General features: G+C 51.9%; 20 protein-coding genes, 2 tRNA genes and 1 rRNA gene. 10 read left to right on the forward strand and 13 right to left on the reverse strand.

The window, feature by feature from the left end:
- The 3 genes from F7B33_RS02835 to F7B33_RS02845 all read right to left on the reverse strand — a co-directional run.
- On the reverse strand, positions 1 to 334 hold a 334-nt coding region (locus F7B33_RS02835; RefSeq protein WP_297073001.1), incomplete at its 3' end, for a hypothetical protein.
- Positions 331 to 1,716 carry a hypothetical protein gene (locus F7B33_RS02840; RefSeq protein WP_297062223.1) on the reverse strand — a complete coding sequence of 462 codons (1,386 nt, stop codon included), beginning with the start codon at positions 1,714 to 1,716 and terminating at the stop codon, positions 331 to 333. The genes F7B33_RS02835 and F7B33_RS02840, both read right to left, overlap by 4 nt.
- A gap of 260 nt (positions 1,717 to 1,976) precedes the next feature.
- Positions 1,977 to 2,762: a BtpA/SgcQ family protein gene (locus F7B33_RS02845; protein ID WP_297073002.1), complete on the reverse strand. Its 786-nt coding sequence runs from the start codon at positions 2,760 to 2,762 to the stop codon at positions 1,977 to 1,979.
- A gap of 91 nt (positions 2,763 to 2,853) precedes the next feature.
- On the opposite strand from F7B33_RS02845, the gene F7B33_RS02850 reads away from it, so the two are divergent.
- On the forward strand, positions 2,854 to 3,429 hold the full coding sequence (locus F7B33_RS02850; protein ID WP_297062244.1) for a PH domain-containing protein: 576 nt from the start codon (positions 2,854 to 2,856) through the stop codon (positions 3,427 to 3,429).
- Here the strand turns inward: F7B33_RS02850 and F7B33_RS02855 are convergent.
- The 3 genes from F7B33_RS02855 to F7B33_RS02865 are packed head-to-tail and all read right to left on the reverse strand — an operon-like array spanning position 3,426 to position 6,750.
- Positions 3,426 to 4,064 (reverse strand): DUF257 family protein, encoded by a 639-nt coding sequence (locus tag F7B33_RS02855; protein WP_297062227.1) that lies wholly within the window; start codon positions 4,062 to 4,064, stop codon positions 3,426 to 3,428. The genes F7B33_RS02850 and F7B33_RS02855 overlap by 4 nt on opposite strands.
- A gap of 47 nt (positions 4,065 to 4,111) precedes the next feature.
- On the reverse strand, positions 4,112 to 5,392 hold the full coding sequence (locus F7B33_RS02860; RefSeq protein ID WP_297062229.1) for a TldD/PmbA family protein: 1,281 nt from the start codon (positions 5,390 to 5,392) through the stop codon (positions 4,112 to 4,114).
- Positions 5,392 to 6,750: a TldD/PmbA family protein gene (locus tag F7B33_RS02865; protein WP_297073004.1), complete on the reverse strand. Its 1,359-nt coding sequence runs from the start codon at positions 6,748 to 6,750 to the stop codon at positions 5,392 to 5,394. Before F7B33_RS02865 ends, F7B33_RS02860 begins: the two co-directional genes overlap by 1 nt.
- 82 nt (positions 6,751 to 6,832) lie before the next feature.
- On the opposite strand from F7B33_RS02865, the gene F7B33_RS02870 reads away from it, so the two are divergent.
- The 3 genes from F7B33_RS02870 to F7B33_RS02880 are packed head-to-tail and all read left to right on the forward strand — an operon-like array spanning position 6,833 to position 9,571.
- Positions 6,833 to 7,342, forward strand: a complete 510-nt coding sequence (locus tag F7B33_RS02870; protein ID WP_297062232.1) for a metalloregulator ArsR/SmtB family transcription factor — start codon at positions 6,833 to 6,835, stop codon at positions 7,340 to 7,342.
- Positions 7,339 to 7,593, forward strand: a complete 255-nt coding sequence (locus F7B33_RS02875; RefSeq protein WP_297062234.1) for a hypothetical protein — start codon at positions 7,339 to 7,341, stop codon at positions 7,591 to 7,593. The genes F7B33_RS02870 and F7B33_RS02875 overlap by 4 nt, the downstream gene beginning before the upstream one ends.
- A 55-nt stretch (positions 7,594 to 7,648) precedes the next feature.
- Positions 7,649 to 9,571, forward strand: coding sequence for a S16 family serine protease (locus F7B33_RS02880; protein ID WP_297073005.1), 1,923 nt, complete (start codon positions 7,649 to 7,651; stop codon positions 9,569 to 9,571).
- On the opposite strand, the gene F7B33_RS02885 is transcribed toward F7B33_RS02880, so the two are convergent.
- The 4 genes from F7B33_RS02885 to F7B33_RS02900 all read right to left on the reverse strand — a co-directional run bounded on the left by F7B33_RS02885 (position 9,568) and on the right by F7B33_RS02900 (position 12,686).
- Positions 9,568 to 10,833, reverse strand: a complete 1,266-nt coding sequence (locus F7B33_RS02885; protein ID WP_297073006.1) for a phosphoadenosine phosphosulfate reductase family protein — start codon at positions 10,831 to 10,833, stop codon at positions 9,568 to 9,570. The genes F7B33_RS02880 and F7B33_RS02885 overlap by 4 nt on opposite strands.
- Before the next feature lie 90 nt (positions 10,834 to 10,923).
- Positions 10,924 to 12,030: a M20/M25/M40 family metallo-hydrolase gene (locus F7B33_RS02890; RefSeq protein WP_297073007.1), complete on the reverse strand. Its 1,107-nt coding sequence runs from the start codon at positions 12,028 to 12,030 to the stop codon at positions 10,924 to 10,926.
- Positions 12,017 to 12,562, reverse strand: a complete 546-nt coding sequence (locus F7B33_RS02895; protein ID WP_297062241.1) for a hypothetical protein — start codon at positions 12,560 to 12,562, stop codon at positions 12,017 to 12,019. The genes F7B33_RS02890 and F7B33_RS02895 overlap by 14 nt, the downstream gene beginning before the upstream one ends.
- Before the next feature lie 46 nt (positions 12,563 to 12,608).
- A tRNA-Ala gene (locus F7B33_RS02900) sits at positions 12,609 to 12,686 on the reverse strand.
- Between the two features lie 145 nt (positions 12,687 to 12,831).
- Between F7B33_RS02900 and F7B33_RS02905 the strand changes: the two genes are divergently transcribed.
- Complete coding sequence (locus F7B33_RS02905; protein WP_297062242.1) at positions 12,832 to 13,581, forward strand: biotin/lipoate A/B protein ligase family protein; 750 nt, start codon at positions 12,832 to 12,834, stop codon at positions 13,579 to 13,581.
- Here the strand turns inward: F7B33_RS02905 and F7B33_RS02910 are convergent.
- On the reverse strand, positions 13,578 to 14,216 hold the full coding sequence (locus F7B33_RS02910) for a hypothetical protein (protein ID WP_297073008.1): 639 nt from the start codon (positions 14,214 to 14,216) through the stop codon (positions 13,578 to 13,580). The genes F7B33_RS02905 and F7B33_RS02910 overlap by 4 nt on opposite strands.
- A gap of 142 nt (positions 14,217 to 14,358) precedes the next feature.
- On the opposite strand from F7B33_RS02910, the gene F7B33_RS02915 reads away from it, so the two are divergent.
- Positions 14,359 to 14,435 (forward strand) — tRNA-His (locus tag F7B33_RS02915).
- An 87-nt stretch (positions 14,436 to 14,522) separates the two neighbouring features.
- Here the strand turns inward: F7B33_RS02915 and radB are convergent.
- Both radB and F7B33_RS02925 read right to left on the reverse strand, forming a co-directional pair.
- On the reverse strand, positions 14,523 to 15,188 hold the full coding sequence (radB, locus tag F7B33_RS02920; protein WP_297073009.1) for a DNA repair and recombination protein RadB: 666 nt from the start codon (positions 15,186 to 15,188) through the stop codon (positions 14,523 to 14,525).
- A 9-nt stretch (positions 15,189 to 15,197) separates the two neighbouring features.
- The gene (locus F7B33_RS02925; RefSeq protein WP_297073010.1) at positions 15,198 to 15,833 is read right to left on the reverse strand and encodes an MBL fold metallo-hydrolase; all 636 of its coding nucleotides are present in this window, start codon (positions 15,831 to 15,833) and stop codon (positions 15,198 to 15,200) included.
- 88 nt (positions 15,834 to 15,921) lie between these two features.
- Here F7B33_RS02925 and F7B33_RS02930 point away from each other — a divergent pair, with 88 nt between their 5' ends.
- The 4 genes from F7B33_RS02930 to F7B33_RS02945 form a co-directional block, all read left to right on the forward strand.
- Complete coding sequence (locus F7B33_RS02930; RefSeq protein WP_297065360.1) at positions 15,922 to 16,290, forward strand: ASCH domain-containing protein; 369 nt, start codon at positions 15,922 to 15,924, stop codon at positions 16,288 to 16,290.
- The gene (locus tag F7B33_RS02935; protein WP_297065357.1) at positions 16,283 to 16,990 is read left to right on the forward strand and encodes a DUF1614 domain-containing protein; all 708 of its coding nucleotides are present in this window, start codon (positions 16,283 to 16,285) and stop codon (positions 16,988 to 16,990) included. Before F7B33_RS02930 ends, F7B33_RS02935 begins: the two co-directional genes overlap by 8 nt.
- Positions 16,991 to 17,045: 55 nt before the next feature.
- Positions 17,046 to 17,885 carry a ribose-phosphate diphosphokinase gene (locus F7B33_RS02940; RefSeq protein WP_297073011.1) on the forward strand — a complete coding sequence of 280 codons (840 nt, stop codon included), beginning with the start codon at positions 17,046 to 17,048 and terminating at the stop codon, positions 17,883 to 17,885.
- 381 nt (positions 17,886 to 18,266) lie between these two features.
- Positions 18,267 to 18,494: ribosomal RNA gene (locus F7B33_RS02945) — 16S ribosomal RNA — on the forward strand; the annotation flags it as partial.

An 18,494-nucleotide genomic window follows, 5' to 3' on the forward strand; every position in this document is an offset into this window, starting at 1 on the left:
CGCGAACGTTCTCGGAGCCGTTTTCAATGGCCTTTTCCGCGAAGGTGTAGGCCCTGCCAAGGAGGCCCTCGTCAATGACATCCGTCTCGAACTTAACCACAGTCCAGTTGTTTGATCTAATCACACTCACGTTTCCGGTTAAGTCAACGCCAGTTCCAGCCCCATCTGAGGGGGTTTCCGTTGTGGTGGAGGTCTTCCCGAGGTTATCTGTCACGTTCTTGGCGGTGTCTATGACCCGCTCTGGATTCAACCCATTGGGAACGTGGAAGTTCCCGCTGAAGTAGAAGTAGCCCACTATCAAGATAAGTAGGAGGGGCAGGAGCTTGCCCTTCATATTACTCCCTCCTCAAAAAGCTTGTTGAGGTAGAACCTCACCCTCGCCTCCTGGTTCCTAAAATCATTTTTCGAGTTCCTGTTCATCATGTTGACGCGGTGCATTCCCGTCGTGGTGTCGCCCATCTCCTCGACCGTGTTCCTGATGATGTCCCTGTACTTCAGCCCAGCCCTCTTGTAGCGAAGGGCTATCTCCTCTGTTTTCTCGAACTCCCAGCGGTAGTCCTGGGCGAGCGTCTTCTTTATGGCGACGCCCATCGAGTTGAGGATAAGCTCTATCGGTTTCGTCTCGACGCTGGAGGGGACGGCGTTTCTGTAGGGAGTAAGAGCCTTCTCGCGGTTATCTATGTCCGACATGCCGTTGTAGAGCGATGCACTTTTCCCGTCCACGTGGAGGTCCTTGGCTGTCTTCTTTACCATTTCGTCGTCCGAGAAGACGTTGATGTCCTTGTCGGCTTTGAAGTAGTCCTTGAAGAGGCCCACCGGTTTTGGCAAGTAGTCCGCCACCTTGTCTATGAAGGCATCCAAAGCCCTGTTGCCGTAATATTTGGCCTTCCAACCAAGGGCAGAACTGTCTCCAGCGTAGTCCATTTTCGAGTTAACGACCTTGATGATGTCTCCCCTTGGAGTCTTGATGACCACGAAGCCACCCCAACCGTTGCCAAGTCCCTTGAGCTTCTCCTCTGTATTCTTCATCCTTTTGGTGGCATCTTGACTCAGACCTGGGGCTGTTGATGAGTCTTCGGAGTTTTCAGAGACTCCTGTTGAGTTCACAGGAACCTTCACCGTTCCATTAGGGATTCGCTCAAGGTACATGTTGAGCAGAACAGGGGCGAGATTTTCGAGGTTGCAGGCGGTGGTTCCTTCAACGTAAACAGCCTTGGCAGTTATCCAGTAGTGGTCGTTGACTAGGGCCACGTAGGTGTGCTCGATGGATACGAACTTGTACCCATTACGGTATTCCTTCCCATAAACGGTCCTCAGGTCCGCGTAATTGGAACCACCGTTGAACTCGTAGTGGAGGTATTCCCTACCAAGCACGTTCCCGTCGTCGTCCCGTATCTCGTACTCCCTGTCCGTGTAGTTTTCTCCCGTTTTGATGAACCAGCTGAACTGCTCCACCGCTTCGTTGTCAATGTAGTAGTCCACCACGACCCTTACGTGGTTGTTGCTGTCTTTGGCGTGGTTTGCGCACATGAAGTCCTGATAAAAGAGAACGTAGTTTGGGTTGGTACTTCCTCCACTGTAGGTGAGCGCCAGCCCAAGGGACTTCGCCTCTTCCTTGGTTATTGATGGCAGTTTTTCAGGAAACTGGGAAGCGGAAACGGGAAGGGCCAACAACACGATAATCCCCATGAGGGGGACGAGTTTTTTCAACATCATGCTAACCTCCCAACAAAACCAGGAAACACATCGCGGGCCTGAAGGATGATAAAACTAATCCGAAGGTGAGGGTAGACCCAGCAAGTGGGCCGAAAATCTTAAAGCCCGCGGAACGCTTTCCAAGCATTTAATCACATCCAGGCAAAACCCTCTCGCGGAAGAGAAAAGCGGGACAGGTTCTGCATTCCTTTTAACAAGTTACGCATTCCTGGGTAATAAGGCTTTCGGAAAAGAAAATTCGGACAAGAGAAATGTCAAGTTTAGAATTTTCGAGAGCGAAGATTTTTCGCAAGCTCAACGAGTTTCCTCGCCCTCTCCGGAGAAACCTCGTTTTCAACTTTACCTTCCCACTTTATCCAGGTTCCCACGATAAAGCCGTCCGCGTGCTCCCATAGTTTGGGCAGGTTGTCGTAGGTGGTCCCGGAGCCGACTACCACAGGAACGGGGGAGATTTTCTTCGCGAGGGCGAGCTTTTCCAAGTCAACGGGTTTTCCAGTTGCCTTTCCACTCACAACGATGGCATCGGCTAAACCACGCTCAACGGTATCGCGTATAGCATCCTCAAAGTCGAAGAAGTGAACCGCGTGCTTGACGTGGACATCGGCGAGAACCCTGATTTTGCCCGGGAGGAGTTTCCTAAGTTTTGCAAGTTCATGGGCGATTCCCTCGATAATTCCCTGGTCCGTGTAAGCTACACCGCTCAGCACGTTAACCCGTATGAAGTCCGCCTTTACCGCGTAGGCTATGGAGTAGGCCGCTATCCCGTCGTTTCTCAGAACGTTTATTCCAACAGGAACTGAGACCTCATCACGAATCGCTTTGGCCACTGCTGTAAAGGAGGCAACGGTCGTCTTATCCACGTATTTTGGAAACGGCACGTCTCCGAAGTTTTCAACCATTACCGCATCGAAGCCTGCTTCCTCAAGCGTTCTGGCGTTCTTAAGGGCGGACTCGACTACTATATCTAGATTACCCTCGTACCTGTAAGAGCCCGGCAGGGGCTTCAGGTGAACCATCCCAATCAGAGGCTTTCTCCCAAAGTCCATGGTAGCACCCAACGTATTTTCTCGGCTTGGTTAATGAGGTTTGCGGGAAACCCTGATATAGATGGTGCGTAAGTTATTCATGGTGGAAGGCATGGCGAATGAAGAAAATCCGGAACTGCCGAAGTCGGTTTTGAGGCATCTGGAACCCGGTGAGGAGGTTCTTTTTTCAATAAAGAAGAAGATAAGCGTCGAAAAGCCCAAATGGCTCCTCATCACGGACAGGAGGATAATCTACTTGGATGAGAAGTTGCTCGGGAGGTATGACCTTAAGGCAATTCCCTACCAAAAGCTGGAGCAGGTCACCGTGAAGCTGGGGCTTGTGAGCTCGGAGTTCATAATAGAGGGCGAGGAGGACGTAACCCTCAGGCTCGGCTGGATGAATAAGGAAGAAGCTAGAAGGGCGATAAACGCCATTAAAGATGCCCTAAATGCCATAGCCGTCGAGCCGGTGAGCATCGGTGTGAACAAGGGCCTAACCAGCGAGACTTGGACGCTGAGAAAACCTAAGGAGTTCATAACGCGCACTGTTCCAGTTCAGCGGGCCGAAGCGCCACCAAAGGAGGACCCGGTTGAGAAGCTCAAAAAGCTGAAGGAGCTTTACGACCTTGGGATAATAAGCCAAGAGGAATACGAGGAAAAGCGGAGGAAACTTCTGGAAGAAATCTAAAGGATTACAGCTTCCTTTCCGAGGAGCTCCTTTCTTGGCGTTTTTACAACACCCAGAACATAGCCCCTTTCTGTTGGGTAGAATGCCAGCACTGTTGTTGCGATTTCTCTCAGGAGGGCGTCAAATCCTCCGGATTTAGAAGACAAAACGTCTGAGTTAACGAGGTATATTGCTATTCTGTCCCTCTTACCAACAAAGCCGGCAACGTTCCGAATAAGCCTGAACAGTTCCCTGTCTGTGAGAACCATAAACAGCTTGTGGAAGCCAAGAACCGGGTTTATGGCGACTCCCTCTATGACCTTGGAGTATATTCTTTCGTAGTATCTAAAGTCAATTGAATGCCTGTCCACGTCTATGGTTCCTATAACCCGGCCAACGTTTCTTGAACCTCCAATTTTAACAACCGGAAGATTGCCAAAGCCTGAGATATCAAAATCAAGAACCCTAAGTCTCGCCAAAACCTCCGGAAATGTGTCGAGAACATCGTCAATCAGGACGGGTTTACCGTTTTTCTCTGCCCATTTCACCAGCAACCAGAAGAGTAGCTCGGACGGGGAGTCCTGCGTATACTCAACAAGAACAGTTTCGCCGGGTAATAATAGGGACATAATGTTACTAAGCCCGTCCCTGCCCATGGTTCATCACCAAAAACAGGAATAGAACTAAGAATATAAAAAAGTTATCAAACAAGCCTTCCCTCAACGAGAACCCTTGGAGAAAGGAAGCTTGAAACCCTCCTCGCTTTCCTCCCGGGTTTTAGGGTTTTCAAGAGTTCAAAGACGTTGCCAACGAGCATGTTGTCCTTAAATGGCCTGAGCTCACCCTTCCTAACCACATAGCCGAGCTCAACGGTGAGAGAGAAGTCACCACTCACAGGGTTTGCCGTGTGTTCGCCGAAGACCTTTTTGACAACGATTCCCCTATAATCCTCAAGGCTCTCCTCGCCGGGTTCGATGATTACGTTGCTCGTCCCAATGTAGGGAACGCTCTTGAAGCTCCTTAACGCGTTTCCAGTACTCTTCGTTCCGAGGAAGGAGGCGTAGGTGTAATCAAGGAGGAAGTTTCTAATTACTCCCTCTTCAACAAGAACGGTTCTCTGGCCGGGGGTACCTTCGCTATCGAAGGAGTAACTTCCCGGAAAACCGTCGAGCGTTGAGTCGTCAATGAGCGTGAACGAGCCTATTTCTTCGCCCGGCCTTGAGAACCTGCTCCTTCCGTGGTAGACCTCATCACCGTAAAGGTTGCCAAGAAAGATATCCAAAAGGGACGAAACAGCCTCGGGTTCGAGAACAAGCTCCCCAGTGAAGGGTTCAAGCTTTTTTGCTCTAGCGCTCAGCCTGGCCTCTCCAATGGCGCTCTCAACGGCCCTCTCAAGTTCCCTCAAACTCTGGAGCGAGGTAAAGGACTGCCTATAGGAGCCGGTTCCCGGCGGGTCGCTGATTACGGCGTATGCTGAAACCCCCATGTAGGTGGAGCACTCCTCGAGTTCAATCCCGTTGGAGTTCACAATCCCGCTCGTCTCAACTGCAAAGGAAAGCGAGCCGGAGATGGTCTCGTTTTTCTTTTTTTCACTCATAAGCTCCGCATATTCCATGGCCATGGAGTGTGCCTTTTCAAAGGGAATCTCGTCGATTCTCTTATCGTAGAGGCCCTTCACGAGCGGGATTTTTTCCTTTTCTGGAAAGCCCATGAAGGGGACTTCACTTATCCTTGCCAACTTTATCGTTCTCTTCACAAGGTTCTCAAGCTCCTCCTCGCTTGGGTGCAGGCCGGTAATGTAGGAGAAGCCGAGCCTTCCCTTTAAACCAATTCTAAGTCCTATTCCAGAGTAGAACTTCCTCTGGGAACGCTCAAGGGTTTCCCTCTCTATGGCGAACGAGCCCGAGCGACCAGACTGGTAAAAGACCTCCCACTCGACGTTCTCTCGTTCAAGTAGTCTGACAAGTCTTCCAACTGCCTCCATCACCTCAATCCCCCCACGAGGGCCCTTGTGAGGACATGGGGACCGCCATCATCGACCGGAACCCACTGACCCTTTCCGCAGTAGCCAGGGAACTCAACGCGCGTGTCGTTTCCAATCGCCCTTATGTTCCTCAGAACGTCGAGGATTTTGCCAGAGAGGGCAACGTCGCGGACGGTTTTCCTGATTTCCCCGTTCTCAACGATGTAACCAATCTTGGCCCCGAAGGTAAAGGTTCCGTTTGCCGTGTCAACTTCTCCGCCCTTGTCGCCGAGCATGTAGAGACCTTGCCTTACCTCCCCAAGGATTTCCTCAAAGGACCAGTTGCCGGGCTCGACATAGGTATTGCTCATCCTTACGAGGGGCTGGTGGTTGTAGCTCTCAGCCCTAGCGTGTCCATTGGGCTCGAGGCCGAAGTACTCGGCCGTTTCCCTATCGTTGAGATAATTAACGAGGACGCCGTCCCTGATTATCTCCACACGCCTGGCCTTAATTCCCTCGTCGTCGTAGGGATAGCTACCGAACTTGCCAGGCAAGGTGGGGTCATCGACTACCGTGAGTCCCTCACCTGCTATTTCCTCGCCCAGCTTTCCCGCTAAGATGCTGTCGCCGTTTTTCACGGAATCTGCCTCGACTGCATGGCCGAGTGCCTCGTGGATTAAAACTCCCGTAAGCTCGGGGTCGGCTATTACATCCATCTCACCGGAGGGTGGCGAACGAGCTGAAAGTAGCTCCAGGGCTTTTTCTTTAACGTGGGACGTCCAGTGGTGAAGGTCAATCCCCTCCACGAGCTCCCAGCCGAGGGTTCCTCCAAAACTCTTCCAGAAGCTCTGCATCTCACCGTTTTCCTTCGCCGTAACGGAAAAGCCGAGCTTTATCCTTGGGATAACTGTCCTGACCTCGCTCCCGAGGGAGTTGAAGTAGAGAGTTTCAACTACTGAGTCACCGTAGTTAACGCTTCTGCTGACGATTCTCTCCCCCTGGAGAAGTCTGTCTATCTCCTTGACGAGGGAGAGCTTTTCTTCGATGTCTATTTCCGTGAAGGGCTTTTTGACTCCAAGCTCGACGTCGTCCCTAACGGGGTTGCCGAGGTAAATCCTCGCTTCTCCCCGCGACAGTTTGGCTATCTTCATAGCTGTTTCTATTGCCTTCTCGAATCTCTCCCTGTCGTTTGCGCTGGAAAAGCCCCACGCCCCGTTGAAGGCCCTGGCCCCTATGCCAATCTCTGAGTTGTTAGAAAGCTCCCTTAAATGGCCGTTTGTCATGAAGAGCCTTCTGGAGGTTATCCTGACAAGCCTGATTTCATAGTAATCCACGCCGTGTTTTCTCGCGAGTTCCTCAGCCTTTTTAACCAGCTCCATAACCTCACCGCAGGGCATAAAAGGGAAAGGCCTTATATCACTTGTCATAGAGGAATGAACCACAGACTTTAAGGGTTGAAAAATGGAGCGGAGGAACGAGATACTCAACTACATCAGAAATAGGCCGGGTGTGACGTTCAGAGAACTTGCAAGGGAGCTTAAGCTGGGCATCGGAGACCTCCAGTACCACCTCGGAAAGCTTGAGAAAGAGGGCAAAGTGTTTTCAAGGAAGGTCGGGAGGAGGCGTTACATCTTTCCCGCGGGCTTTGAAGAAGAAGCACAAAGACTCCTCATGGCCATATCAACCGAAACCCGGAGAAAGATACTCCTCCTGCTCATGGAGGGGGAGATGAACCAGGGGGAGATAGCCGAAAAGCTTGGTGTCAGTCAGCCAACGATAAGCTATCACATGAGGGAACTGGAGAAACTCGGTGTTGTTAAGGCCTGGAGGGAAGGGAAGAGCGTTGTCTACTCTATAAACTACAACCCTGAGACGTTGGTCAGGTTGATTAGAGAATACCGGCCAGGGCTTTGGGAGAGACTGGCAGATAGCCTTATAGACCTCCTCGCTGGAATAGGTGAGGGTGAATGATGGAGATGTTCCTTAACCTGGCAACGATACTGCTCGCACTAGCACTGATGGGAGTTAGTTATTTAGCCTACAGGAAGAGCCATCTAAGGGCAACACTTTACCTAACTCTTGCCTTCCTGCTCTTCGCCTTCAAGAAGGTCATTGAAATCTCAGCCGAGAGCAGGGTTATCCAGTACGACATTGGGTTCATAGTCGATACCCTCGAGGTGCTCGTCCTCCTGCTGTTCTTTCTGGCCCTCTGGAAGCGTTAAACCGTTGAACCACAAACGCTTTATTTGGCTCTTCTAATTCTTCCCGGGTGGAAGGATGAGGAGGGGAATCGTCCTTATACTGGCAGTACTCCTTCTGCTTCCATTAGTGAATCCAGTGATGGCCCAGTGTCCAAGCGAAGGGCATACAGTAGTGATAAGGGCACCAGCCGTTGCAAAAACCTCAACGGGTGAGCTGACCGGTGTCGTCACGGAGTTTGTAATTACGGTAGTTCCTGGCCACGGACACGTTTACATAGAGACGTGGCCTCTGGCTCAGGTTGACATGCAGGCAAGCGCGAGGTTGGCGGCGCAGGTGGCTGGAAGGGTTCTCGGGGTAAACATGAGCCACTATGACGTCTTCATACAGGTTCGCGCCAACACCTCAATCATCGGTGGTCCATCTGCCGGAGGAACGATGACCGTTGGAATTATTGCGGCACTAGAAGGCTGGAAGATTAACCCTAAAGTGATGATGACGGGGATGATTAACCCTGATGGAAGCATTGGACCCGTTGGGGGAATCCTTGAGAAGGCCGCCGCCGCTCACCAGGCTGGAGTTAAGCTCTTCCTTATCCCGGAGGGTCAGAGAATCCAATACGTCCAAGAAACTCAGAAAAAAGAAATCGGGGGTGTTCTTGAGATAAACACCGAGACCAAGCCCGTTGACGTTGTTAAATATGCCGAAGAGCGCTGGGGCCTCAAGGTTGTTGAGGTAAAGGACATCTATCAGGCCGTTTACTACTTCACTGGTCACAGACTCCCGAGGCCGGAGCCACCCAAGAACGTTCAGATTGATACCTCCTTCCTGAAGAACGACGCCGTCAGCGATTACAAGAACACGACAGATTACTACCAGATGGTCTTGAGGGAACTGAAGGGTAGCAACGTTGGGTACGACACATACGTTACCCTGCTAACAGCCTTAAACAACGCCGGCCAGTTGCTCAACCAGTCGAAGGATTACATAAGCAGGGGGATGTACTACACCGCCCTCAGCAAGGACTTCCAGGCGAGGATAATCATAAGGCACGTTGACTGGTATCTCAGGATAAACACCCCCCAGGACGTCGAGAAACTCCTGAAGAATACCAGCGAGACTATAAAGGAGGCAGAATCCTACGTTGAGAACCAGAGCATAAGGGGCATAACAATGCTTCAGGCCATAGCGGCCGCGGAGGAGAGGGTTGAAGACGCCAAAAGCGCTCTTGACAGCGCATGGAAGTACTACTACTCCGGAGACTACTGGGACTCTGTAGGTGAGGCCGCCTACGCTTATGAGCGGGCGAAAACAGCAATATTTTGGGCCGAGCTCGGAAAGTACTTTGCAAGGGGAGAGCCCATAAAGAAGGACCTAATCAAGGTCACCGCAAGGGACTACATAGACGAGTCCGACCTTATAGTGGCATACATTGAGTCCATGTACGGCAACGTTCTGGGAAACAGCCTCACTGACACCATAGAAAAGGCCCAGCAGTACTACGACGACGGAAAGTACTCCGCGGCGCTCTTTACAGCAATGCAGGCACGCGTTCAGGGTGAGGTCTTCCTTGATACACTCGCCATAACTAACTGGACAGTCCTTATGGACAAGCTCAACATGGTAAAGGAGGATGCGAAAACCGCGATAGGAATAGCCGAGGAGAACAACATAACGCCAATACTCGCGATAGCCTACTACGAGTTCGCCCAGAGCTTCGAGGAGCTGGCAAAGAAGAACCAGAGCATTGATAACCTTGAGACGGCTATGACATTCTACATGTATGCAAAGGAAACCGCCAATCTGTTCCTGTCAACGCCCCTGAGCCCTGTTCCAAAGGTCCCCACCGGCAACACAGTTCCGGAGATAAGCGTCCCGAGTGCGACAAAAACGACAACTCCAACCCCAGTGAAAACAGCGGGCGGAGCCGATTACGGTCTTGTGGGACTCTTCGTGGTCATAGCCTTTGTTGTGGGCTTAGCCGTTGGGAGAAAGGTTTAGCCCGGAGAGGCTTTCACCCCTCTCTTCTTTAACAACTCCACCTCCCATTCGGCCAAACTCGGGCATATCGTGCAACCGAGCCGGTAAAAACCCTCGTAGTAGAGGGGATGTAACTCGAAGCCCCTCATAAGGATGAACAGTTGGGTCATAAACCCGCTCCAGAACTTCACAGGCATGACCTCAAGAATTTTCCCGAAGCCGGTTTTCCTCTCCACCACGGGTGGCTTCAGCCTCCTCCTCGCGCTCTCGCCGTCCCTGTCTCCGACGAGGAGAACAGGCCTTTCAAACTCAGAGACGACGGAATAGAGGGCTTCGACTTTCTTTTTCGTGCACCACCTGTTTTTGTGGGTCGGCATGCCGTACTTCTCGATTGGCATTGGGACGTCAACGCGGATTAAATCAACGCCGAGTCTTTTGGCGAGGCCTTCAACGTACTCGTCCGTTTCGGGCATCTCGTACTCCATTCTCACGTACACGGCAGTTACTTTGCTGAAGGTCTCCTTGGCAATGATTAACGTCGCGGTTGAGTCCTTTCCGCCGCTCCAGGGGACGATGACGTCGTAATCTTGGAAGGTTTCGAGGAACGCCCTTGAAGCGTTTGCAAAGGCTTCAATGTAGCTCCTGTTGAGCTCGATTAGGGAATCCAGAGAAACGTCCTCAACGCAGGGACAGCGCCAGAGCACTTCGGTTGGAAAGCCGAGCTTTTTACTGACTTCCGCAACCTTGTTCGGCCCGGAGAAATAGACCTCCTGATTCATGGTCTTTCTCAGAACGAGGGAGTTCTCACCGAGCTCAACGCCGAGAATTGACCGCATAGACCTTCTAAAGCCATCCCCAATTGCCAGGTAGATATCGTAGTCTGGATTTAGCTCGATTCCAAACGGATTTTCGGGGTTTAAAGCGTATGCATCGTTCCACTCAATTCCAAGCCTGAAGCGGGCCTTTATCTCCTCGATGTGTGAGTACAGCTCGTCAACGCGCATGTTTCTGACACGCTTTGTTCTCAGGAGCCTCGCATAGAACGGCTTTGCGGAGTCCCTCAGAACAGGAAGGAGTTCCTCCATAAGTTCTTTTTCCTTCTCGCCGAGGAGGAGAACAGGGATGTAAGGTTCCCTAATGGCTCTCTCAAGGTTTTCAAGGACTTCCTCCTTTTTCCTTCCACCGCCGAGGCTCTCAACCTTCAAAAAGCCCCCGTAGTTTCTCTCGTTGATGTAGTTCAGGGCCTTCGCGTCCTTCCTTGCCCTCGCTATGAGCGTGAACATGGAAGGGGTTAAAAGCGGAAATTTAAAAGTCTTGTCGCCGATGAGGAAAACTCCCTGCCCTGAGTCGTGATGAGACCGGCTTTCCCGAGGCTAGACAAGGGACAGTAGGAACCTCTTGTAGGCCTCTTTTACCCTTTTCATCGAGGAGACGCTCACCCATTCGTCGCTGGCGTGCCAGTTGCCCCCAATTGGACCGAAAACGAAGGTCGGTTTTCCAAGGTATGTGGCAAAATAGTTGAAGTCCCCAACGCTCCTGCCATAGGTCACCTGCGGGTCTATGCCGGCTGAAGCCATGGCGCGCTTGAAGAGTTTAACTTCGTGGAGGTTTTCCCTGATGACGTAGGGGAGCATGTCCGGTGTCGGTCTTGGGAACTTCCCTATTTCCAGTTCCGCTTTGATGTTGAGCCTTTCCGAGAGTTTCCTTAGCTCAGCCTCTACCCTCTCCCAGTCCTCGCCGAGGGCTATATGCCTGTCCACGATGGCCTCGGCATAATCCGGAACGCTCAGACCGTCGGCCTCTCCCCGGATTGACAGCGCACAGTAGGAGCCCTTCCCAAGCTTGATGTGGCTCTTAGTTTTAATTCGGTAAAGGTTCCCTACAATCCTTGATAGTTCCTCAACCGCGTTGATTCCGAGTTCCGGCCGGGCCGCGTGGGCCTTCTTTCCCCTGGTGGTTAGCCTTACAACGAAGCGACCCCTCGCGCCGAGCATGAGCCTCTCGTTCGTTGGTTCAGCAACCAGAACGATATCGGAATCCTCTAGCTTTCCGCTCTTAATTAGCTCCCATGTTCCCCTGGAATAGCCCTCTTCGTCGCTAACCGCGGTAAATATCAGGTTGGGCCTTTCACGCTTGGAAAGCTCCCCCATCTCAATGAACAGGCTCATCAGAACGGCAAGACCGGCCTTCATGTCGGCGCTACCGAGGCCATAGAAACTGTCTCCCTCTAGTTCGCCTTTAGGATTCCTCGTCCAGCCGAGGGAAAGGTTCACCGTGTCCATGTGGCCGTTGAGAACGACTGTGTAACCCCTGCCGGGGAGATAAGCTATGACGTCGTCTCCAAAGCCTTCAATCGGGAGCGTCTCGACCTTGAAGCCATATCCCTCAAGGATGGAAGCTATAAACCTTGAAATCTCGTGTTCCTTTCCAAAGGGAGACCCGATGGCAACGAGGTCTTTAAGGAGCTCAAACTCGTCCATCCCTATCACCCACCAGCTCCTTGACAAATTCTGAAAACTTCACTTTCCGTTCTATCCCCTTTACCCTCTCAAGTTCTTCCTTAAGGAAAGATATGTTCTCCTCGATTTCATTGGCCAAATCTTCGAGGAGCATTGAGAGGTCGAGGTCTTCAATTTTCCCCGAGAGATATCTGCAGGCCCGTAACTGGAGTTCTTCAAGCTTAATCGTCTGCTCGAGAACTTCCGCATAGTCGCCAACGGTTTCAATCGAAACTCCTAAATTTTCCACCTTAGAGGATGAGATGGATTCTGGATGGAGCCGTAATGCTATTTTCCAAAGCTCCTCTGTTTGCCTTTCCTTCTTCTCAACAAAGCGTGAGAACTTGATTTTCCCGTACCCCCTTGGGAGGGAATCCGTCATCACCTGGTACACTGCGAGAACACGCTGGGAAGTTGATACGAGATAACTGAGAACATCACGAGGAGGAAGGGATGAGACACGCCTGAGAACCTCACTCACGTCATCTTCAAAGAAGTCTCCGAGTAAGTCCATGGCACCACCTTTAGAAATTTTACAGAAATGCGTAAAAACGTTTTGTTGGTGGACCGGGCGGGATTTGAACCCGCGGCCTCCGCCTTGCGAGGGCGGCGCTCGTACCAGGCTGAGCTACCGGCCCACTCCCGTCTATAGTCAAAGGGTGGGGTTTTAAAAAGTTTTGGTATCGCTCAGTGGTGACCGCTTTCATCACCCCTCAGGAGGGCTTGGGCGTCATCATCGCTGGGCTTAAAAACTCGCGAACCTTTTTAACCCTGGTGATTTAGGTGAGGTTCATACCACTCATCGTTGCCAGACCAGAGGTTCAGATGGCAATAGACGAGGCCATAATGCTCGCCAGAATTGAGGGCAAGGTTCCTGATACCATCAGACTCTACGCCTTCTCGCCCAGCTCTGTAACAATTGGCAGATTCCAGAGCGTAAGACATGACGTCAACCTTGAGGGAGCTAGAAGACTTGGTATTCCGGTTGTGAGGAGGATTACTGGCGGGGGAAGCGTCTTCCACGACGAGTTCGGCGAGATAACTTACTCAGTAATCATCGGCGAGGACTTTCATCCTGCCTTGAAGAACGTCGAGACCAGCTACCGTTACTTGGCTGGCCCAATAGTCGATGCCCTTGAAGACCTCGGCCTTGATGCCGGCTTCTCGGGTCTCAACGACATAGTTGCCAACGGGAAGAAAATCAGTGGCTCGGCTCAAACTAGAAGAAGAGGAATTATCTTACAGCACGGCACCTTTATGTACGCGACGCGCGTTGAGATACTCGGGAAGGTGCTTAGGGCCTCAAAGGAGAAGCTCAGAGATAAGGGAATTTCGAGCGTCTGGGAGCGAGTGACGACCCTTGAGCGTGAGGGCATAAAGCTCACCCGCTGGGAGGCCTATGGACTTCTCAGGGATAGTTTTGCCAGGGCCTTTGATATTGAAGATGGCGAGCTAACAGAGTATGAGCTCGAACTCGCGGAGAGGCTTATAGAGGAGCGTTATGGAAGGAGGGAGTGGAACGAAATGCGCTAAGGTAGCTCCCACTTTTCTTCGATTCTGAACTTTCTTGTCAGCTCGTAGAACAGCTTGTCCCTTCCGAGCTCTTCCCTGAGTTTTTCAAAGTTCTTGAAGAGCCGTGGCAGTCTTCCCTTTGAACGTTTCAGCATGGAGTTCCCTATTTCGAGGGCAAAGCGGAGGTAATTGTCGCTCACTATTATTTTTCCGTCCCTACCGAGTGGAACGGTCAGGTACTCGGTTCCATTGATTTCAACGAGATAGCGGTTTGAGATGACCTTGAAGGTTGTGTACTTGAAGCCACTCGCCAGTCCGAGCTCGTGGAGCCTCTTGGCTTTCTCAAGATCCTCGGCGACGACGTGGAAGATTGGCGGCTGGCTTTTCAGGAATATCAAACCGCTTTCAGCTCGTTCAAGAGCCCTTTTTGCTTCTGGAAATGTTATTTCCCTGTGAACCTTGATAAGCCACCTTGATAGGGGCTTCGCCCCGAGGGAGGGCTCCTCAATGATTCCAATCCTGCCGGAGCACGAGCTTGTGGTGTAGATTCCCCTGATTGAGTTGATGAGAAGGAGGAGGTCTATTATATCTTCATCAACTTTCCCGTCGAGCATCGCTGTGAAAAGGCTTTTGAGGGCCTCGCGCTTTGCCTTCATACCTTAGCCCCCGTAGAGATTTTCAATCATCGTTTGACTGTGTCTGCACCTTAATCTCTCGTGAACGTGGAATTTAACACCGTCTTTCCCGGCATCTGACGAAAACTTTATAAAGCTAACCCAAAAGCTTAAGCTGAACGTGGCCGGGGTGGTGTAGCCTGGTCAGCACAGGGGACTGTGGATCCCCTAGCCCGGGTTCAAATCCCGGCCCCGGCCCCATAACAGCTCTTGCTTCGCAAGCGCTGGTGGAAAGTTTTTGACTGTTTTTAAGTCTCGCTGGCGATTGTGAGCGCTTTTTGTAATCAGTCACTCCCCAACGTCCTCAATGCCCTTCTCCGTGATTCTAAAATACACCATAACACCCTCCGGGCGGAAGCGGTGTCTCTCGAGAATTGCCAATCTCAGACCCGGCTTCTGAAGTTTATCGAGGCGTAGAATATCCTTACACCGGTAACCGAGCGTCTGTTCTGCAACGGGCCTCGTCCGCTCCAGCCGAGTGTCGTAGTGCACCTGGTTGATTACCAGAACCGGAATGTTCCGTCTCCTTGCAATCCAGAGCAGAACCTGAAGTTGCCTGCTGAGGTCGGTTAGGAGGCCTGTCCTGTTCTCCTCGGCCCGGTAGTGGGCAGTTATCGAGTCAACGACGACGAGCGAGAATGATTCATCAACCACCTTTTTGAGCGAGCCTATAGCCCTCCTCTGCTCTTTAAAATCAGCTGGTGTGAAGAGTATGAAGCGCGAGAGAACTTCCTCGGGGTTGAGGTTTCGCGCCTCCGCCATCTGCCTTAGCCTTTCAGGAGAAAAGCCTCCTTCTGTATCTACATATGCGACCTTCTTACCGCTCAGAATTCCAGTTTGAACAGCTAAGGTTGTCTTCCCCGTCGCGTAGGGCCCGTAAATCTGAGTGAGCACGCCGGGGGCGAAGCCTCCCCCGAGCAGTTCGTCGAGCTTTTTTGAGCCCGTTGATAGCATGGGGTTCCCTCAAAATGACATTTCCTCGTAGAGCTTGGGCTCCTTGAAGAGCACCCAGACGCGCCTCTTTCTGAGCTCCTCAGCGAGGATTGAGGGGCTTGCATCGTTGTAAACGCCGTAGTGCATGGGAATGACGACCCTCGGTCTTATGTCTTCGACTATTTGCGTTGCCTCCCTCGCGTTGGCAGTGGAGCGACCGCTTATCGGAACTAGGAGGATGTCAACCTTTCCCCTCAGTCTTTGGAAAGCTGGACTCGGATAGGTATCCCCCGGGTGGAAGAGCCTTTTATCGCCCTCAATTATGTAGCCGAGGGGATACTGACTCGATGGGTGCTCGACGTAGATTGCGGTTATCTTAACACCCTTTTCAAGCTCTATTGTTTCCCCGGCTTCGATTTCCCTCACCTTTGTGACACCATCGGCAACGGCCATTAGATAGACCTGCTTTGGCCCTATGACAGTAGCGTCTCTCAGCCTCGACAGGAGCTCGACCTTTCCGTAGTGGTCGGTGTGCTCGTGGGTTATTAAGATGTAGTCAACATCGCCGATTCTGTCGTCGTCCACCTCTGGGTAAGGGTCTATCAGTATCTTCACTCCCTTCGTTTCAATCCAGAAACACGAGTGACCGTACCAGATGACCTTCATAGGTTCAACCTCCTCAAGTGCCTTTGGTAAAGCGGACTTAAAGTTTTCCCAGCGTTGGTTTTATTAACCTCCGAACGTACTAATGACGATGGCTATGGAGAGAAAAAAGGGCCTCATCGTGAGAGAACCCTATGCGAGTTTGATAGTTGAGGGCAAGAAAGTGTGGGAGATTCGAAAAACGAGGACTAGAATTCGAGGTGAGATTCTGATAATAAGCAACGGGAAGGCCATTGGGAAGGCGGAGCTCGTTGATGTTCTCGGTCCCTTCAGTCCGGAGGAGTTGAAAGACCATGAAGACAAGCACAGGGCGAGCGTTGAGTTCCTGAGGGAATATTCCAACGGCAAGCCCCTCTACGCATGGGTTCTAAGGAACGCTGAGAAGTTCGAGAAACCCAAGGAGGTAGAGATGGCTAAGGGAGTCCAGATTTGGGCGAACGTGGTGGTTAAAGATGAGTAATGCAAGGCGCTTCCTTTTTCCTCCCCTGAACTGGCCGTTTCTTCTTCTGATAACCTTTATCTTCGTGCTGGTCTTTCTACTCTTTTCGAGTGCCGTTCTCATGGCGTTTGGCAGACTTGGCCTCCCGCCTGGGGTGGCCGTTACACTGTTCGCCTTTGCCCTCATTGGGAGTTTCATAAACATACCAATAGCCGAGGAAGTAATCTACGAACCTGTTATCAGTGTTAGGGAGGTCGGTTTCTTCGGGATTCTCTATCCAATACCCTACTTTGACTGGGAGGAGAGGAAGACTATTATAGCTGTCAACGTCGGCGGTGCGCTCGTTCCGTTGAGCATCGTTCTCTACGAGCTCTTTCGCCTGATTTACCTCGGGAACTATAACCTCCTCGCGAACACCCTTCTCGCTGTTTTTATAGCGTCCCTTTTGAGCAACGCCGTTGCGAGGCCAATCAGAGGACTTGGAATCGCGATGCCCTCCCTCTTCCCTCCCCTCGTTGCGGTTCTCTTGGGGTGGCTCCTTGGGGACGGAAATCCAACGCTGGTTGCTTACGTTAGCGGGACCCTTGGCGTTTTAATCGGTGCAGACCTCATGAACTGGGGGAAAATCAAACACCTTGGCGCTCCAATGGTCAGCATCGGGGGAGCCGGTACTTTCGATGGAATTTTCTTAGCTGGAATCATTGCCGTTCTCCTGGTATGACGGTGGGTTTATAAGGCTGGAATTCAACATAAAGCCGTCAAAGGAGGTGGCGCTCATGTTTGTCATTGGGAGCGGGGGTAGGCACTTTGAAAAAGAGCTGAGGGAACTTGGCGGTGAAGTCCTCGAAGTTGAGCTCAGGAAGTTCCCAGATGGAGAGAAGTACGTCCGCGTTCTAGGTTCTGGAAAAGAGGCCACTGTTGTTAGTTCGACCTTTGCACCCCAGGACGAGAAGATAGTGGAGTTGTTACTCATAGGTGACGCGTTGAGGGAGTCGGGTTTCCAAAGGCTGAGAGCCGTTGTGCCGTACTTCGCCTACAGCCGGCAGGATAGGGTTACCAAGGAGGGGGAGCCAATAAGTGTGAGGGCAATAATGAAGGCCCTCGGCCTTTACTATGATGAACTCTACGTCTTCGACCTCCACAATCCCGAGACGCTTAGATATTTTCCGGGAAAAGGTATCAATGTCTCTCCAGCGGGGGTTCTAGCTAAGTACTTCGCCGAGAAACTTGGCGATGGAATAGTGCTGGCTCCAGACAGGGGGGCACTTAACAGGGCTAGGGCGGTTGCTGAAAAACTCGGTCTCGAATACAGCCACTTCGAGAAAAGGAGGATTTCTCCAACCGAGGTTGAGATGAGACCAGTGGACATAGATGTCCGGGGGAAGAACGTTCTCATAGTTGACGACATCATAAGCACCGGGGGGACTATGATTAGAGCTTCTGAGATACTGAAAAAGCTGGGGGCAGGTAAGATATTCGTTGGAGTTACCCACGGTGTCTTTGCCGAGGGTGCTATCAAGAGGGTCAGTGAGGCCGTTGACGAGCTTGCCGTTACAAATACAATACCAACTCCAGTATCAAGGATAAGCATCGTCCCGGAGATACTCCGCCTCTGATTGCAAAATTTTTGACGTTTTAATGTTCAATTTTGCACATTTTAGCGCTCTCTTTTGACAGCTTCTTTTCTAAAAATCTCCCCCGAAACCGGTTTTGCAAAAATTTTTCACTGCGGAGGTTCATCCCTATTGGGTGGAGCCCCCGAACAGGGGGCGACGAAGACCCGGGCGCCAAGACGGCGGCGTCGGGGGGAACGGGTGCAAAGCACCCAAAGATGAACCCCGCCCTCCAGTCCGGGTCACACCAGGTGCGCTCCCGAGGAAACGCCGAAAGGCGGACCCCTCGGGGGTAAGGCAGGCCCGACACCCCGACCAAACCCCCGGACGGGAATCGGTACTCCCCCATTTGAGGGGAGTTCCACCGGCCGTACTCCTTGCTCAATTCCGGTTGATCCTGCCGGAGGCCACTGCTATGGGGGTCCGACTAAGCCATGCGAGTCACGGGGTCCCTTCGGGGACACCGGCGGACGGCTCAGTAACACGTCGGTAACCTACCCTCGGGAGGGGGATAACCCCGGGAAACTGGGGCTAATCCCCCATAGGCCTGAGGTACTGGAAGGTCCTCAGGCCGAAAGGGTCTCTGACCGCCCGAGGATGGGCCGGCGGCCG

Source organism: Thermococcus sp., assembly GCF_015523185.1.
In the GTDB taxonomy this organism is placed as follows: Archaea; Methanobacteriota_B; Thermococci; order Thermococcales; family Thermococcaceae; genus Thermococcus.

Excerpts from the sequence above, each read along its gene's own strand:
- F7B33_RS02840 (WP_297062223.1), bottom strand. The coding sequence starts at position 1,716 with ATGATGTTGAAAAAACTCGTCCCCCTCATGGGGATTATCGTGTTGTTG.
- F7B33_RS02845 (WP_297073002.1), bottom strand. The coding sequence starts at position 2,762 with ATGGACTTTGGGAGAAAGCCTCTGATTGGGATGGTTCACCTGAAGCCC.
- F7B33_RS02850 (WP_297062244.1), top strand. The coding sequence starts at position 2,854 with ATGGCGAATGAAGAAAATCCGGAACTGCCGAAGTCGGTTTTGAGGCAT.
- F7B33_RS02855 (WP_297062227.1), bottom strand. The coding sequence starts at position 4,064 with ATGGGCAGGGACGGGCTTAGTAACATTATGTCCCTATTATTACCCGGC.
- F7B33_RS02860 (WP_297062229.1), bottom strand. The coding sequence starts at position 5,392 with ATGGAGGCAGTTGGAAGACTTGTCAGACTACTTGAACGAGAGAACGTC.
- F7B33_RS02865 (WP_297073004.1), bottom strand. The coding sequence starts at position 6,750 with ATGGAGCTGGTTAAAAAGGCTGAGGAACTCGCGAGAAAACACGGCGTG.
- F7B33_RS02870 (WP_297062232.1), top strand. The coding sequence starts at position 6,833 with ATGGAGCGGAGGAACGAGATACTCAACTACATCAGAAATAGGCCGGGT.
- F7B33_RS02875 (WP_297062234.1), top strand. The coding sequence starts at position 7,339 with ATGATGGAGATGTTCCTTAACCTGGCAACGATACTGCTCGCACTAGCA.
- F7B33_RS02880 (WP_297073005.1), top strand. The coding sequence starts at position 7,649 with ATGAGGAGGGGAATCGTCCTTATACTGGCAGTACTCCTTCTGCTTCCA.
- F7B33_RS02885 (WP_297073006.1), bottom strand. The coding sequence starts at position 10,833 with ATGTTCACGCTCATAGCGAGGGCAAGGAAGGACGCGAAGGCCCTGAAC.
- F7B33_RS02890 (WP_297073007.1), bottom strand. The coding sequence starts at position 12,030 with ATGGACGAGTTTGAGCTCCTTAAAGACCTCGTTGCCATCGGGTCTCCC.
- F7B33_RS02895 (WP_297062241.1), bottom strand. The coding sequence starts at position 12,562 with ATGGACTTACTCGGAGACTTCTTTGAAGATGACGTGAGTGAGGTTCTC.
- F7B33_RS02910 (WP_297073008.1), bottom strand. The coding sequence starts at position 14,216 with ATGAAGGCAAAGCGCGAGGCCCTCAAAAGCCTTTTCACAGCGATGCTC.
- radB (WP_297073009.1), bottom strand. The coding sequence starts at position 15,188 with ATGCTATCAACGGGCTCAAAAAAGCTCGACGAACTGCTCGGGGGAGGC.
- F7B33_RS02925 (WP_297073010.1), bottom strand. The coding sequence starts at position 15,833 with ATGAAGGTCATCTGGTACGGTCACTCGTGTTTCTGGATTGAAACGAAG.
- F7B33_RS02930 (WP_297065360.1), top strand. The coding sequence starts at position 15,922 with ATGGCTATGGAGAGAAAAAAGGGCCTCATCGTGAGAGAACCCTATGCG.
- F7B33_RS02935 (WP_297065357.1), top strand. The coding sequence starts at position 16,283 with ATGAGTAATGCAAGGCGCTTCCTTTTTCCTCCCCTGAACTGGCCGTTT.
- F7B33_RS02940 (WP_297073011.1), top strand. The coding sequence starts at position 17,046 with ATGTTTGTCATTGGGAGCGGGGGTAGGCACTTTGAAAAAGAGCTGAGG.